Here is a 14,432-nt window from a genome sequence, read left to right on the forward strand (position 1 = left end):
TCTCGACGAAGTCGCCACGAACCGGCGACCTCAGTTGTTGGATGCGGACGGGTCCGAGGCCACGTCCTGGGTGGGGGTCCGAAGCCGGTCGGCGTCCTTCGACGGGTCGACCGGGGTTTCGGGGCCGGGGGCGTCCGGAGTCGCTCCGGCGTGCCGCTCGGCGGTGATGAGCTCGTTCAGCCAGCGCACTTCGCGCTCGACCGACTCCAAGCCGTGTCGCTGCAACTCGAGGGTGTAGCCGTCGAGCTTCTCCCGTGTCCGGGTCAGCGACCCGCGCACCCGGTCGAGGCGCTCCTCGAGCCGGCTGCGCCGACCCTCGAGGATACGCATGCGCACCTCGTGGTCGGTTCGACCGAAGAAGGCGAAGTGCACGCCGAAGTTCTCGTCCTCCCAGGCCGAGGGCCCGGACTCGGACAGCAGTTCTTGGAAGTGCTCCTTGCCCTGTGCCGTCAGCTGGTAGACGATCCGGGACCGCTTGCTGCCGGCGAGTGCCGTCACCTCCGGAATCTCCTCCGCGAGCAGACCCCGCTCCAGCAGGGACTTCAGGCACGGATAGAGGGTGCCGTAGGCGATGGCACGGAACGAACCGAGCACGGTGTTGAGTCGCTTGCGCAACTCGTAGCCGTGCATGGGGGAGTCGTGCAGCAGGCCGAGGATCGCGAATTCGAGGACGCCACCGCGCCTGCTCATCGCCTTCCTCCATCCACTGCGGACCGGGCCGGACATGGGCACGGACACGACCGTGGGATACGGTCACAGCCGACCTTCGTCCGGCCGGGGCTCCTGCGCCCCCGGCTCGATGTACCGGCCCGATGTATCGAACCGATACATCGAGACGATAGGTCTCCTTGCCGTGTGGTGGCAAGGCGGCCGCCGGTGACTCGGGTCACAGGCAGGTCACAGTGAGGTCGCGAAAGCGGATCCGCGTAGTCTGTTCCGCCGTGTGGTACCTCAAGCCCCGCTTCCTGCGGAACCGCTTCCCATGCGCTTGCGTCCTGGGGAGCGGAGAGCCACGACCCGTGCGTCCGACCTCCGCGTCGTACGGCCGAGGAGTAGCGAACGCATGAGTGAACATCGCCGTAGATCACCGCAGCCGCGTCCCGAGGGGCGCGGTGGCTCGCATTCGGGGGGCGCGGGAGGGTCCGGGGGCGGCGGAACGCCACCCGGCGGCTCGTCGTTGCCCGACGGGCCCGGAGAGGGCGACGAGGAACGCCCGCTTTCGCGCGTGGAGGCCCGAGCGGCCGCCCGCGGCGGGGGCCGGCGGGCCGCCAACGGCGGGGCGGCCGGCGGCCGATCCCGATCCGAGGCCGGTCCGCCCCGGAAGAAGCGGTTCATCGACTACCCGAGGTTCGGCAAGACCGGCATTCGTCGCTGGTTGCCGTCCATCAAGCAGATCCTGGCGATGATCCTGTTCTTCCTCGCGTCGCTGATGGGGCTCGCGGCCCTGGCGTACGCGATGGTCAAGGTGCCCGACCCGAACGCGAACACGACATACCAGTCGAACATCTACTACTACGCCGACGGCGTCACCGAGATCGGGCGCACCGGGCAGGTCAACCGGCAGAACGTGACGGTGGACCAGATCCCCAAGCACGTGCAGAAAGCCGTGATCGCGGCGGAGAACCGGTCGTTCTACAGCGACTCCGGCGTCTCCCCCAAGGGTCTGCTCCGCGCCGGGGTCACCATGGTCAAGGGCGGTGACACGCAGGGTGGTTCGACGATCACCCAGCAGTACGTCAAGAACACCTACCTGACCCAGGAGCGCACCTTCAAGCGCAAGTTCAGCGAGATCTTCATCGCGCTGAAGGTCGACCGGCAGATGCGCAAGGACGACATCCTCGTCGGCTACCTCAACACCGCCTTCTACGGCCGCAACGCGTACGGCATCCAGGCCGCCGCGCAGGCCTACTACGGCAAGAACGTCGGCGACCTGAACGTGGCCGAGGGCGCCTACCTGGCCACCCTGCTCAACGCGCCGGGCATCTACGACGTGATCGAGTTCCCGGGCCAGCTGGACAAGGTCAAGGGCCGCTGGGCGTACGCGTTGGACGGCATGGTCAAGGAGGGCTGGCTGACCAAGGCGGAGCGCGACACGCTCCAGTTCCCGATGCCGATCAAGCCCAAGCCCGCCGCGAACAAGGCCGGTCAGGCCGGTTACCTGATGAAGGTGACCGACCAGTACCTCAAGGCCAACAACGTGATTCCCGAGGCGAATCTGGCCCGGGGCGGCTACAAGATCGTCACCACGTTCGAAAAGCCCAAGCAGGACGCGGCGGTCGCGGCCGTGAAGGAACAGCTGACCTCCGAGCTCAAACCGGACAAGAACGAGGCGGACCGCTACATCCGCACCGGCCTGGCCTCGGTGGTCCCCGGCGACGGAGCGGTGGTCGCGCTGTACGGCGGTCCGGACTTCGTCCAGCAGGAGTACAACGACGCGGTTCGGCGCGACATCCAGGCGGGTTCGACGTTCAAGCTGTTCGTGCTCGCGGCGGCACTGCGCAACGGCGGAGCCGATGGGAAACCCATCGGTCCGGACAGCACGTACAACGGTGACAGCAAGATTCCGATCAAGCTGCGCAACGGGCAGGTCTTCAAGGACGACAAGACCAACAAGGAGTATCTGGCCCCGAACGAGGGGGACGTGGACTACGGGCCCATCCCGATCACCAGAGCCATGGAAAAGTCGGTGAACACCGTCTTCCTCCAACTCGCCGCCGACGTCGGGCCGGAGAACGTGAAGAAGGCCGCCATCGATGCCGGACTGCCGCCGGATCTCGGCTCGTTCGAGCCGACGCCGACGATGGCGCTCGGTGTCGCGCCGCCGAGTGCGCTGGACATGGCCGAGGCCTACGCCACGTTCGCGGCACGCGGTCTGCACGCCGATCCGTACTTCGTCAAGGACGTCACCCACGACGGCTCGAAGGTGGAACTGCCCAAGCACGAGCCGAAGCAGCTGTTCGACAAGAATGTCGCGGACACGGTCAACCAGGTCATGCAGCGGGTCGTGGACAACCCGCCGCTCAACGACGGCACCGGCCGCGCGGCCAAGGCGCTGGGTCGGCCCGTGGCCGGCAAGACCGGTACTACCGACGGCAACAACTCCGCGTGGTTCGTGGGATACACGCCGAACCTGGCCACCTCGGTGGCGCTGTTCCGGGAGGACCCGAACACGCACGCCCGCCTGTCCCTCAAGGGATTGGGCGGTCGCGACTCCGTGCACGGCGGTGACATCCCCACGCTGGTGTGGACCGCGTACATGAAGGGCGCGATGCAGGGGATGCCCAACGCCGACTTCGCGGTGCCGGGCGAGAAGTTCGAGGACCGGGACCGGGTGACCATCCCGCCCACGACCGCGCCGCCGACCACCAAGGCGCCCAGCTCCCCGCCGCCGACGACCAGCGCACCGCCGACCACGCCGCCGGCGACGACGACCGCGCCCGGAGGCGGCTCGCACGGCAGCAGTGGTGATCCCGGAGGGGGCGGGAACACCGGCAAACCGACGAACACCGGCAAACCGACGAACACCGAGTCCGGCGGCCCCGGCGGCGGTCCGGGCGGTCCCCGGGGTGGGGCCAACGGCTTCATCATCGGCGGCCGGGGCAGCGGCTGACCGACCCGGGCGCCGCCGTGCCGGACGCCGAGAACTCGGCGACGCTTCCGGCCAGGGCCTAGCCTTACGCGTGCCCCATCGCACCGGCGGTGGGGCACGCGTTGTCGTTATCCGGCCGGCGAGGGCAGCCTCCTCGTGGAGCGCGAGAGGATGGGCGTCATGACGCCGACATCGACCGAACCCGTTCTGCCGAGCCTCGACGACCCGGTGGTCCGGGCGGGCAGCGAGGTCGTCGGCGGCCCGGCCGGGCGCCGGATCCGATTCGTGGGCAACCGCTGGTGGAGCCCCGTGCGGGTGCTCGTCCTGCTCGCGGTGGCCTGCTTCGCGCTCGGGATCGTGCAGAAGAAGCCCTGCTACGACGGCGGTTGGTTCGCCGGCAGCACGCAGTACTCGCACGCCTGCTACAGCGACATGCCGCACCTGTACGTCAACCGTGGTCTCGCGGACGGGAAGCTCCCGTACTTCCAGGAGACCGGCGACAAGGACATGAAGTTCCTGGAGTATCCGGTGATCACCGGCGGGGTGATGGCCTTCGCCGGCACCCTGGCCCGGGCCGCCGGGGACCTCACCGACGGCGATCTACGGGACGAACAGCTGTGGTTCGTGATGATCAACGCGTTGATCATGATGGCCTGCGCGGTGGTCACAGTGATCGCGGTCAAGGGCACGTCGGGACGCCGGCCCTGGGACGCCGCGATGGTGGCGTGCGCGCCGGCGCTGGCGCTCAACGGGTTGATCAACTGGGACCTGGTCGCGGTCGCGCTGACCGCGGTGGCCATGTGGTCGTGGGCGCGGCGCAACGTGGTGGTCGCCGGTGTGCTGATCGGCCTGGCGACCGCGGCGAAGCTGTATCCCGTGCTGCTGCTCGCGCCGCTGTTCCTGCTGTGTCTGCGCTCGGGACGACTGGTCGCGTTCGCCAAGACGGCCGCCGCGGCGCTGGTGTCCTGGCTGGTGGTCAACCTGCCGGTGATGCTCGACTTCGACGGCGGGTTGCACATCCGCGAGGGCTGGAAGTTGTTCTACACGTTCAGCCAGGACCGACCCGCCGACTACGGATCGATCTGGCTGATCATCCAGCAGCGCGACGGCAAGACCCTGGAGGGTCTGAACACCTACGTCACGCTGAGCCTGGTGCTGTGCTGCCTCGCGATCGCCGCGCTGGTGATGTTCGCGCCGCGCCGGCCGCGCTTCGCGCAGGTGGCGTTCCTGATCGTGGCCGCGTTCATCCTGACCAACAAGGTCTACTCGCCGCAGTACGTGTTGTGGCTGATCCCGCTGGTGGTGCTGGCCCGACCGCGCTGGCGCGACTTCCTGATCTGGCAGGCCTGCGAGGTGACGTACTTCCTGGGGGTGTGGATGTACATCGCCTCGTTCTCCGGCAAGGGCCTGTCGCAGAACGCGTACCACGTGGTGATCCTGCTGCACCTGCTCGGCACCGCGTACATCTGCCTGGTGGTGGCGCGCGACATCCTGCGCCCGGAGCGGGACCCGGTGCGTGCGGACGGCAGCGACGACCCCTCGGGGGGTGTGCTGGACCGGGCGCCCGACGTGTTCGTGCCCGGCGCGATCCCGGCGCGGGCGAGCCACTGAGCGACGGCGCGACGGGGAGCCGACGAGACGACGAACGGCCTCGGGGGCGGCGATCCCACCGCCGCCCCGAGGCCGTTCGGCTTTGTCGGGTCCTTCGAGTCCTTCGAGTCCCGCCGGGTCAGCGGATCGCGATCCGGTCGAAGTGCGTCGTGGTGTGCCGCAGCGCCGCCTCCAGCTCGTCGCCGGGCTTGGGCGGGGCCACGTCGTTGGCCAGGAACAGCAGGCTGACCTGCATGTGCGGCGGCTCGGCGAACCAGCGCTGCTTGCCCGCCCAGGTGAACGGGGACAACGAGCGGTTGACGGTGGCCAGCCCGGCGCGCGCGACGCCCTTGGCCCTCGGCATCACCCCGCGCACCGTCTTGGGCGCCTCCAGGCCGACCCCCTGCGCGGTGCCGCCGCTGACCACGACCAGGTGCCCGTCGCTCGGCGCCTTGCGCTGGCGGTAGCCGAACCGCTCGCCGCGGGCGATCCGCACCACGTCGAGCACCGTGCCCCGACTGGCCAGCGCGTCGTGGTCGCCCAGCCACAGGTCGGTGCCGATCCGCGGCCGGAACTCGGTGTCCGGGTACCGCTCGCGCAGCACCCCCAACTCGGCCGCGGTCAGGTGGCTGACGTACATCGTCCGCACCGGCAGGCGCGCCGCGCGCAGCCGCTCCACCCAGCCCACCACCTCGGCGACCGGGTCGTAGCCGTCCGGGTGGTCCAGCGGCAGGTGCAGCGAGAAGCCCTCCAGGCGGACGTCGTCCATCCCGGTGCGGAGCTTGACCAACTCCTCCTCGGTGACCCCGTCGCGCTTCATCGTCGTCATGCACGCGACCACGATCCGGCAGCCCACCAGGTCCCGCGCGGCCTGCACGGAGGAGACCGTGCGGATGGTGCGATCCGGCAGCGGCACCGCCTCCTCGCCGCGCAGATACGGCGTGAGCACCAGGACCTTGCCGTCGAAGTAGTCCTTGACCAACGCGGCCTCGTAGGTGGTCCCCACGGCCACGGTGTCCACGCACATCCGGGTGGCCTCCTCGGCCAGCCTCGGATTGGTGAACCCGTACCCGTTGCCCTTCATCACCGGCACCAGGCCGGGGAACGTGTCGCGGACCTCGTCCTGGTGCTTGCGCCACCGGGCGGCATCGACGTAGAGCGTGAGCGACATGGGCGTTTCGGGGCCTTCCGGGTGTGGGGCGTGCCTTGGGGACGCGGGGCGAAGGCGGAGCACGCGACGTGGGCCGCGTCGCGGTGATCACGGGCGGCCGGCGACTCGGGGTGTCGCCGGCCGAGCGTCAGCGGCGCGACATGTACATGTCGAGTGCCTTGTGCAGCATCTTGTTGAGCGGGAAGTCCCACTCGCCGAGGTATTCGACGGCCTGGCCGCCGGTGCCGAGCTTGAACTGGATCAGCCCGAAGAGGTGGTCGTTCTCGTCCAGGGTGTCACTGATGCCGCGCAGGTCGTAGGCCGAGGCGCCCAGCGCGTACGCGTCCCGCAACATCCGCCACTGGATCGCGTTCGAGGGCCGGACCTCGCGCTTGTGGTTGGCGGACGCGCCGTACGAGTACCAGACGTGGTCGCCCACGGTGACCATCGTGGTGGAGGCCAGCACCTCCCCCTCGTGCTTGGCCAGGTACAGCCGCATGCGCTCGGGGTCCTCGGCGTTGAGCGCCTTCCACATGCCCTGGAAGTAGGCCAGCGGGCGCGGGGTGAAGTGGTCGCGCACGGCGGTGACCTTGTAGACCTCGTGGAACACCGGCAGGTCGTCGTAGCCGCCCTGGACCACGTCGACGCCGGCCTTCGTGGCCTTCTTGATGTTGCGCCGCCACAGCTGGTTGAAGCCCGCGTGCACGTCGTCGAGGCTGCGCCGGACCAGCGGCACCTGGAAGACGTAGCGCGGCTGCACGTCGCCGAAGCCGGCCCCGCCCGAGGCGTCCTGCTGCCAGCCCAGGCCGCGCAGTTGCCGCTCCAGCTCGGAGCCGCGCTCGTCGGTCCAGTCGGGGGTCAGGTCGCGCAGCCGGTTCGCCGACTTGGCCGCGATCGCCTTCTTGATCGTCTCCGCCTCCCAGCGGGCGATCACCACGGGCGGGCCCATCTTGACCGAGAACGAGCCCCGGCTCTTCAGGTGCGCGAGCATCGGGTCGAGCCATCGCCGCAGGTCGCCGTCGAACCAGTCGATGACCGGGCCCTCGGGCATGTAGGCGAGGTAACGCTTTATCTTCGGCAACTGCCGGTACAACACGAGTGCCGCGCCCACGACGGCGCCCGACTCGTCGATCCAACCGATGCTCTCGGATCGCCACTCACTCTTCACCGCACCCCAGGAGGGGCACTGAAGAAAGCTCACCGAGGGCCTGCCCTTGATGAAGGCCAGGTGCTCCTCGGCGGTGAGCGTCCTCAGGCGCAAAGACATGTAAGAGCTCCTCGATATCGGTTCGGCCGTGACAGAGGTTACTGCGCCTGCGGGCGCCATGGATCGTGTCGGGCGTCGCAGGCGGGACGGTACGGGGGCGATGCGGACCTTCACCGGCGAAGCGGGCGCCCGGATCCGCCGCGCGCGACGGGGTCGGAATCCGCGAGCGGCCCGCCGGATCCCGGTCCGGCGGGCCGCTTCGTGCGGGCGGTGCGGCGGGTCAGTACAGGCCGCCGTGGAACATGTTCATGAACAGTGCGACGGCCGAGACGCCGAGCGCGAGCACGGTGACCACGCGCTCCTCCGTGGTCGCCGAGAACATCTGGCTGATCAGGCCGGTCACCACACCGGCCAGCGCGGTCCACGCGCCCAGGACGTGCATGCCCTTGAAGAACGCGCAGATGCCGGCCACCAGCGCGAACAGCACGACGGCGGCGACCAGCGCGTTCTCGCGCGGATGGGCACGGCCGTCGGAGTTGAGGGTCAGCCGGGGCCGGTGCGCCCCGGCGGGCGCCGCGGGCGCGGCGGACGCTGTGCGGCGGATCGTATGTGCCATCGCACACCTCCGGTGAGTGACTGCGGGACGGACCAATTTGTCCATATATCCATCCCCTGGCGTGAGCGCCGTCATGCTCGGATTTCGAGACTGTCTGCCGGTCCGGGTACGCTGTACCGTCCGCTGCACTCTCGGCACCCCCTGAGCGTTTCGCCCAAGGGGCCGCCTTGGCGTGGCGGCGATTACGCAAGCCCTCCTGCCACGGAGATCCCGTGGCCGACTCAGTCCACAGGAGGTGGGTGTTCACATGCGTAGCTACGAACTCATGGTCATCCTCGACGCGGACCTCGAAGAGCGCGCGGTCACGCCGCTGCTCGAGCAGTTCCTCAATGTCATCCGCAACGACGGTGGCAAGGTCGAGAAGATCGACACGTGGGGCCGTCGTCGGCTCTCGTACGAGATCAAGAAGAAGTCCGAGGGCATCTACGCCGTCGTGGACCTGGCCGCGGAGCCCGCGACCGTCAAGGAACTCGACCGTCAGATGAACCTCAACGAGTCGGTGCTGCGGACCAAGGTCCTGCGTCCCGACCAGCGCTAGTCCGAGCTCGCGCACCACCAACCGCACCGCACGACGAAACGCAGCACTGCGCTGAAATCAGCGAAGGGGTCAGCATGGCAGGCGAGACCATCATCACTGTTGTCGGGAACCTGACTGCCGACCCGGAACTGCGCTTCACGCCCAGCGGTGCCGCCGTCGCGAACTTCACCGTGGCGTCCACGCCGCGCACGTTCGACCGTCAGACGAACGAGTGGAAGGACGGCGAAGCGCTGTTCCTCCGCTGTTCGGCCTGGAAGCAGCTGGCCGAGAACGTGGCGGAATCCCTCCAGCGCGGCACGGGCGTCATCGTCCAGGGCCGGCTGAAGCAGCGGTCCTACGAGACCAAAGAGGGCGAGAAGCGCACCGTCGTGGAGCTCGAGGTCGACGAGATCGGCCCGACCCTGAAGTGGGCGACCGCCAAGGTCACCAAGGCGAGCCGCGGAGGCGGCGGCCAGGGTGGCTACGGCGGCGGTCAGCAGGGTGGCGGCTACGGCGGTCAGCAGGGCGGCGGTCAGCAGGGAGGCGGCGGCTACGGCGGTCGTCCCCAGCAGGGCGGTGGCGCACCCGCCGACGACCCGTGGGCCACTCCCGCAGGGGGCGGCCAGCAGCAGGGCGGCGGCGGCGCGGGGGGCTGGGGTCCCCCGCCGGGCGGCTACTCGGACGAACCCCCCTTCTAGGCCGGAGACGGCACAAGGGGCGGGTCGCGACCCGAGCTGAAGACTTCTGAAACGATCTGGAGAGCACAATGGCGAAGGCGCCTGCGCGCAAGCCTAAGAAGAAGGTCTGCGTGTTCTGCAAGGAGAAGATCTCCTATGTGGACTACAAGGACACCAACCTGCTGCGGAAGTTCATTTCCGACCGTGGCAAGATCCGCGCTCGTCGCGTGACCGGTAACTGCACGCAGCACCAGCGTGACGTCGCCGTGGCCGTCAAGAACAGCCGCGAGATGGCGCTGCTGCCGTACACCAGCACTGCTCGCTGAGAAAGGGTGATCTTGTCATGAAGCTCATCCTCACCCACGAGGTGACCGGTCTCGGTGAGCCCGGCGACATCATCGAGGTCAAGGACGGCTACGGCCGCAACTACCTCATCCCGCGCGGCTACGCGATCCGCTGGAGCCGCGGCGGGGAGAAGGACGTGGCGGCCATCCGTCGCGCCCGCAAGGTTCGCGAGATCCGCACGCTCGACCAGGCCACCGAGGTCAAGGGTCGGCTCGCGGGTCTCAAGGTGACGCTCCAGACGCGCGCCGGCGACACGGGCCGCCTGTTCGGCTCGGTCACCGTCGCGGACGTCGTCGCGGCCATCAAGGCCGCCGGCGGTCCGGACATCGACAAGCGGCGCGTCGAGATCGGTACTCCGATCAAGACCGTCGGGTCGCACCGCATCACGGTTCGCCTCCACCAGGAGGTGTCGGCCGCGCTCGACCTCGACGTCGTGCCCGCCTGACCCGAACCACCCGAACGGCCCGATCCCCTTGCGGGATCGGGCCGTTCGGCGTTTTCCGAGTACCGAATGAGTAGTGGTACTCATGTCGCGCCCGCCCCCCGAGGCCCAGTCTGGACGTACACGCCGGGTGGGCCGGCGAGGCAAAGGGGCGGGCGGTCATGGCCAGATTCATCCGACAGTGGTTGCTGCGCGTGGTCAGCTTCGCGCTGACCGGGCTGTATCAGCTCTACCGGGTCCATCCCGTGGTGTGGCGCTGGACCGCCACCCACTATCGGCCGTGGATGCAGCGGTTCGCCCGTCGACACGCGTGGATGACCTGCCAGTTCGCCGCGCTCGACGTGCCCGCCTACCGCGACTTCCTGCGCCGGCACCGGTGGCGCTTCCGTTGGTTCGACCTCGCGTCGTATCCGGAGACGTCCAAGGAGAACTACGTCAAGGCGTATCCCGAGGACAGCCGCTGTTGGCTGGGCGCCCTGGAGGTGGCCGGGACGGTGGTGGACGAGTCGTCGGGCTCCTCGGGGACGCCGCACAACTGGCTGCGCTCGCGCCGCGAACTCAAGTCGGTGCACCGCAACGTGGCCGGCTACACGTCGATGGTCTTCCCCCGGCGCAAGTTGTTCGTGATCAACGCCTACTCGATGGGCGCGTGGGCGACCGGCACCAACACCGGAATCGCGATGGCGCGGGTGGCGATGGTGAAGAACACCGGCCCCGACATCGACAAGATCGTGGACACGCTGCGCCACTTCGGGCCGCGCTTCACCTACCTGGTCACCGCGTACCCGCCGTTCCTCAAGCACCTGCGCGACCGGCTGGACGCGGACGGCTTCGACTGGACCCGGCACCGGATGTACGGCTTCGTCGGCGGCGAGGGCATGACCGAGGCGCTGCGCGACTACCTGGAGGAGCGCTTCGTCAAGGTGCGCTCCGGCTACGGCGCCTCCGACCTGACCATAGGGATGGCCGGCGAGAGCGACGCGACGGTGTGGCTGCGCAAGCGGCTGCTGACCGACGAGCGGCTGCGCACCCGGATGCTGGGGCCGGACGAGGGCCGGGTGCCGATGGTGTTCCAGTACAACCCGCTGGAGACCTACCTGGAGACCAACGCCGAGGACGAGGTGATCTGCACGATCAACTCGACCGCGGTGATGAGTCCGAAGGTGCGCTACAACATCGGCGACGAGGGCCGGTTGCTGACCTTCCCGGAGGTCGAGGAGATGATCCGGCCGGACCGCGAGGCGTGGGCCGACTGGGAGCGCGCGGCGCGGGTGGAGGGCATGCGGCTGCCACTGCTGCTGCTGTTCGGCCGCAAGGACAGCACGATCTCCTACATGGGCGCGAACATCTATCCGCAGGACGTCGAGTACGGGCTCTACCGGGACAACCCGATGGCGGCGCACCTGGAGGGGTTCTGCCTGACCGTCGACGAGTACGCCGACCTGGAGAGCCGGCCGGTGGTCAACCTGCAACTGCGCGACGGTACTTCGCTGGACGAGGCGGATCGGGAAAAGCTCGCCCTGGTGTGCCGGGAGGGCGTGGTGCGGCATCTGGCCCGGGTCAGCCGGGACTTCGCGCAGTCGCTCGCGGAGGATCCGACCGCGGCCGATGTACGGGTGCTGGTCCACGACTTCCGGACCGGGCCGTTCCTGCGCGGCACCACCCGGATCAAGAACGTCTATCTCGTCAAGCCCGTGGAAGGGGAGCAGCGATGAGGACCACCGATTTCTCGGCGGCGCCGCCGCAGGCGCGCGGTGAGGCGATGTTCATCGGGGCCACGCACTACAGCGGTCTGCGTTCGCTGCTCTCGCTGGCCCGGCCATGGTTGCGGATGGTGCGCACGATGAAGCGCATGGACGGCTACCGCTGGCACAAGGTCTATCTGCAGGGGCCGTTCACGCTGGGCACCATCGCGGTGTTCGCCGACCGTGAGGCGCTGCTGCGGTTCGCCCGTACGACCGCGCACCGCGATCTGATGTGCTGGATGACCGATCGGGGCGATCGCAACGGCACGGCGGGGTTCATCCGCCTCTTCGACGCGCAGCCCGGCGGGTACAGCAACGGTGAGTGGCGGGCCGAGGGGCGCGAGATGGCGCACATCGAGGAGTTCACCCCGATCGGCCGCGAGGAGAGCGGTCCGCCGGTGCACCGGAAGGCGAAGAGGTCGTGACGCTCACCGTGGAGCGGGTGGGGTCCCGGCGCGCGTTGCGCGACTTCTGCGCGTTGCCGATGCGGTTGCACCCGAGGGACCGCTACGTGCCGGTGCCGCGCGATCAGGTGCGGCGGTGGGCGCGGGCCGGGATCGAGCTGTATCTGGTGCGCGATCGGGCCGGGCGGGTGGTGGGGCGCACCTGTACGCACACCGAGGCGCGGTTCGACGCCAAGTTGGGCGGGCGGTATCAGCTGTTCGGGCTCACCGAGTTCGCCGAGGACCCGGCGGTGTTCGCCCGGCTGGTGGAGCTGATCGAGGAGCGGGCCGTGCGGGCGGGGGCGCAGACCCTGTTCGGGCCCGTGGCGCTGTTGCCGAACCAGACCGGCGGGGTGATCACGTCGGGGTTCACCGAGCGGGGCTTCGTGGACTCGGCGTGGAATCCGGCGCGGTATCCGGAGACCTACGAACGGGCCGGATTCGCCCGGCGGTTCTCGGCGTCGACGTGGATCTGTCCGGGGTTGGCCGAGCGGGTGGACGATCCGGCGGCGACGTATGTGTTCGACGACGCACGGATCGCCGCCGAGCAACTGGTGATCCGGCGCGGGTCGCGGCGACGGTTGGCCGAGCAACTGCCGATCCTGCACACGATGTTGAACGCGAGTTTTGCGCAGCTGGGCTACTACACGCCGATCGCCCTGGACGAACTTCGGGCGCAGACCGAGGGGTTGGCGTATCTGCTGGACGAGTCGCTGCTGCTCTGGCTGGAGCGGGCCGGAGAGCCGGTCGCGTTCACCCTCGCGGTGCCGGACATCTCGGAGTTCCTGATCCGAACCCGCGGCGATCTGCACCTGGGCAACCAGCTGCGGCTGCTGGCGACCCGGGGGCGGTATCGCCGGGAGGCGGTGTTGATCATCAAGGGCACGGTGCCCGAGGCCCAGGGGCGCGGCTATCTCACCCTGCTCGCGCGGGAGCAGTATCGGGCGCTGCGGGCGGGCGGCTACGACACGTTGCGCAGCACGTGGGTCGAGGACGACAACAAGGCGTCGGCGGCGCAGTACCGCCGGATCGGCGGGCGGGAGTTGCACGGACACACCTTCTACGCGAAGCCGGTCGGGAGCGCCCGATGAGCACCGAACTCGCGGATCTGCTCCGGCTGGCCGGGCGGGCGCCGAGCGCGCACAACACCCAGCCGTGGACGGTGGCGCCGAGCGGCGCCCTGGGCTACGCGTTGTCCTGGGATCCGGCGCGGGCGTTGCCGGTCGGTGATCCCGGGCAGCGGGACCTGTTCCTGGGGCTGGGGGCGTTCGTGGAGGCGTTCTCGATCGCCTCGGCGGCGCTGGGTGTGCCGTTGCGGGTGGAGTACGCGGGGGTGCCGGAGCGGGAGCGGGGGGTGGTGGCCCGGTTCGTCCGGGCGGACGAGTGTTATCGCACGCCGTTCACGGCGGCGGAGCTGACCGGGCGGCGCAGTGCGCGGGGGGCGTACGAGCCGGGGGTGCTGCCGGACGCGGTGTTCGCGGAGGCGGTGGGCGCGTTCGCCGGGTCGGCGGGTTTGTGGCGGGGTGGGACCCGGGCGTTGGCGCCGCTGCTCGACGAGGCGGATCGGTGGATGTTCGGGGATCCGGCGCTGGTCGGCGAGTTGCGCCGGTGGTTGCGGCTGCGGGCGGGGCGGGAGTCGGCGCGGGACGGGTTGACCGGGCCGGCGTTGGCGTTGTCCGGGATGGAGGCGCGGGCGCTGCACGCGGTGTTGCGCCCGGGGGCGTATCGGGTGTTGCGGCCGGTGGGGTTGGCGCGGGCGCTGGCGGCGTCCTCGCGGGGGGTGTTGCGCTACGACGGGAGTGTGCTGGTGGTGACCGCGCCGGTCGCGCCCGGGGATCCGGCCGAGCTGCTGGAGCCGGGGCGGGGGTTGTTCCGGTGTTGGTTGACGTTGGCCCGGCACGGCTACGCGACGCATCCGCTCAGCCAGCTGATCGACTGCGCGCGGACGGCCGAGGAGGTGGCGGGCCTGGTGGGGGCGGTGCCGCTGGCGGTGTTCCGGGTGGGGCGGCCGGTGGGCGAGCCGGTGCGGTCGGCGCGGTTGACGGATTGAGGGGGTGGGACGGACGGGTTCGGGCAAGGGTCGGGGCGGGTGGTGAAAGCGCTCGAAAGAG

General features: G+C 69.6%; 14 protein-coding genes. 10 read left to right on the forward strand and 4 right to left on the reverse strand.

The window, feature by feature from the left end:
- Positions 1-30: 30 nt before the first annotated feature.
- Positions 31-690 (reverse strand): PadR family transcriptional regulator, encoded by a 660-nt coding sequence (locus ACFXKZ_RS25660; protein WP_380003328.1) that lies wholly within the window; start codon positions 688-690, stop codon positions 31-33.
- Positions 691-1,225: 535 nt separating this feature from the next.
- Between ACFXKZ_RS25660 and ACFXKZ_RS25665 the strand changes: the two genes are divergently transcribed.
- The gene (locus ACFXKZ_RS25665) at positions 1,226-3,610 is read left to right on the forward strand and encodes a transglycosylase domain-containing protein (protein WP_380003329.1); all 2,385 of its coding nucleotides are present in this window, start codon (positions 1,226-1,228) and stop codon (positions 3,608-3,610) included.
- Between the two features lie 150 nt (positions 3,611-3,760).
- Positions 3,761-5,200, forward strand: a complete 1,440-nt coding sequence (locus ACFXKZ_RS25670) for a glycosyltransferase family 87 protein (protein WP_380003330.1) — start codon at positions 3,761-3,763, stop codon at positions 5,198-5,200.
- Between the two features lie 118 nt (positions 5,201-5,318).
- On the opposite strand, the gene ACFXKZ_RS25675 is transcribed toward ACFXKZ_RS25670, so the two are convergent.
- The 3 genes from ACFXKZ_RS25675 to ACFXKZ_RS25685 form a co-directional block, all read right to left on the reverse strand.
- On the reverse strand, positions 5,319-6,350 hold the full coding sequence (locus ACFXKZ_RS25675) for an alanine racemase (RefSeq protein ID WP_380003331.1): 1,032 nt from the start codon (positions 6,348-6,350) through the stop codon (positions 5,319-5,321).
- 127 nt (positions 6,351-6,477) lie between these two features.
- Positions 6,478-7,596, reverse strand: a complete 1,119-nt coding sequence (locus ACFXKZ_RS25680; protein ID WP_078976289.1) for a peptidoglycan bridge formation glycyltransferase FemA/FemB family protein — start codon at positions 7,594-7,596, stop codon at positions 6,478-6,480.
- Positions 7,597-7,816: 220 nt separating this feature from the next.
- Positions 7,817-8,152, reverse strand: coding sequence for a hypothetical protein (locus ACFXKZ_RS25685; protein WP_380003332.1), 336 nt, complete (start codon positions 8,150-8,152; stop codon positions 7,817-7,819).
- Between the two features lie 247 nt (positions 8,153-8,399).
- Between ACFXKZ_RS25685 and rpsF the strand changes: the two genes are divergently transcribed.
- The 8 genes from rpsF to ACFXKZ_RS25725 all read left to right on the forward strand — a co-directional run bounded on the left by rpsF (position 8,400) and on the right by ACFXKZ_RS25725 (position 14,371).
- Complete coding sequence (rpsF, locus tag ACFXKZ_RS25690) at positions 8,400-8,690, forward strand: 30S ribosomal protein S6 (RefSeq protein ID WP_020557172.1); 291 nt, start codon at positions 8,400-8,402, stop codon at positions 8,688-8,690.
- A gap of 74 nt (positions 8,691-8,764) precedes the next feature.
- Positions 8,765-9,367 (forward strand): single-stranded DNA-binding protein, encoded by a 603-nt coding sequence (locus ACFXKZ_RS25695; protein WP_078976287.1) that lies wholly within the window; start codon positions 8,765-8,767, stop codon positions 9,365-9,367.
- 68 nt (positions 9,368-9,435) lie between these two features.
- Complete coding sequence (gene rpsR, locus ACFXKZ_RS25700) at positions 9,436-9,672, forward strand: 30S ribosomal protein S18 (protein WP_020557174.1); 237 nt, start codon at positions 9,436-9,438, stop codon at positions 9,670-9,672.
- Between the two features lie 17 nt (positions 9,673-9,689).
- On the forward strand, positions 9,690-10,136 hold the full coding sequence (rplI, locus tag ACFXKZ_RS25705; RefSeq protein WP_078976286.1) for a 50S ribosomal protein L9: 447 nt from the start codon (positions 9,690-9,692) through the stop codon (positions 10,134-10,136).
- Positions 10,137-10,294: 158 nt separating this feature from the next.
- Positions 10,295-11,848 carry a phenylacetate--CoA ligase family protein gene (locus tag ACFXKZ_RS25710; RefSeq protein ID WP_380003334.1) on the forward strand — a complete coding sequence of 518 codons (1,554 nt, stop codon included), beginning with the start codon at positions 10,295-10,297 and terminating at the stop codon, positions 11,846-11,848.
- Positions 11,845-12,303, forward strand: coding sequence for a DUF4188 domain-containing protein (locus ACFXKZ_RS25715; RefSeq protein ID WP_380003335.1), 459 nt, complete (start codon positions 11,845-11,847; stop codon positions 12,301-12,303). Before ACFXKZ_RS25710 ends, ACFXKZ_RS25715 begins: the two co-directional genes overlap by 4 nt.
- Positions 12,300-13,412, forward strand: a complete 1,113-nt coding sequence (locus ACFXKZ_RS25720) for a hypothetical protein (protein WP_380003336.1) — start codon at positions 12,300-12,302, stop codon at positions 13,410-13,412. Before ACFXKZ_RS25715 ends, ACFXKZ_RS25720 begins: the two co-directional genes overlap by 4 nt.
- On the forward strand, positions 13,409-14,371 hold the full coding sequence (locus ACFXKZ_RS25725; protein ID WP_380003337.1) for a hypothetical protein: 963 nt from the start codon (positions 13,409-13,411) through the stop codon (positions 14,369-14,371). Before ACFXKZ_RS25720 ends, ACFXKZ_RS25725 begins: the two co-directional genes overlap by 4 nt.
- The last annotated feature ends 61 nt before the right edge of the window (positions 14,372-14,432 follow it).

Source organism: Embleya sp. NPDC059237 (genome assembly GCF_042754105.1).
Classification (GTDB): Bacteria; Actinomycetota; Actinomycetes; order Streptomycetales; family Streptomycetaceae; genus Embleya.

Bases quoted from the DNA above. Each gene is read 5' to 3' on its own strand.
- ACFXKZ_RS25660 (WP_380003328.1), bottom strand. From the start codon at position 690: ATGAGCAGGCGCGGTGGCGTCCTCGAATTCGCGATCCTCGGCCTGCTG.
- ACFXKZ_RS25670 (WP_380003330.1), top strand. From the start codon at position 3,761: ATGGGCGTCATGACGCCGACATCGACCGAACCCGTTCTGCCGAGCCTC.
- ACFXKZ_RS25675 (WP_380003331.1), bottom strand. From the start codon at position 6,350: ATGTCGCTCACGCTCTACGTCGATGCCGCCCGGTGGCGCAAGCACCAG.
- ACFXKZ_RS25680 (WP_078976289.1), bottom strand. From the start codon at position 7,596: ATGTCTTTGCGCCTGAGGACGCTCACCGCCGAGGAGCACCTGGCCTTC.
- ACFXKZ_RS25685 (WP_380003332.1), bottom strand. From the start codon at position 8,152: ATGGCACATACGATCCGCCGCACAGCGTCCGCCGCGCCCGCGGCGCCC.
- rpsF (WP_020557172.1), top strand. From the start codon at position 8,400: ATGCGTAGCTACGAACTCATGGTCATCCTCGACGCGGACCTCGAAGAG.
- ACFXKZ_RS25695 (WP_078976287.1), top strand. From the start codon at position 8,765: ATGGCAGGCGAGACCATCATCACTGTTGTCGGGAACCTGACTGCCGAC.
- rpsR (WP_020557174.1), top strand. From the start codon at position 9,436: ATGGCGAAGGCGCCTGCGCGCAAGCCTAAGAAGAAGGTCTGCGTGTTC.
- rplI (WP_078976286.1), top strand. From the start codon at position 9,690: ATGAAGCTCATCCTCACCCACGAGGTGACCGGTCTCGGTGAGCCCGGC.
- ACFXKZ_RS25710 (WP_380003334.1), top strand. From the start codon at position 10,295: ATGGCCAGATTCATCCGACAGTGGTTGCTGCGCGTGGTCAGCTTCGCG.
- ACFXKZ_RS25715 (WP_380003335.1), top strand. From the start codon at position 11,845: ATGAGGACCACCGATTTCTCGGCGGCGCCGCCGCAGGCGCGCGGTGAG.
- ACFXKZ_RS25725 (WP_380003337.1), top strand. From the start codon at position 13,409: ATGAGCACCGAACTCGCGGATCTGCTCCGGCTGGCCGGGCGGGCGCCG.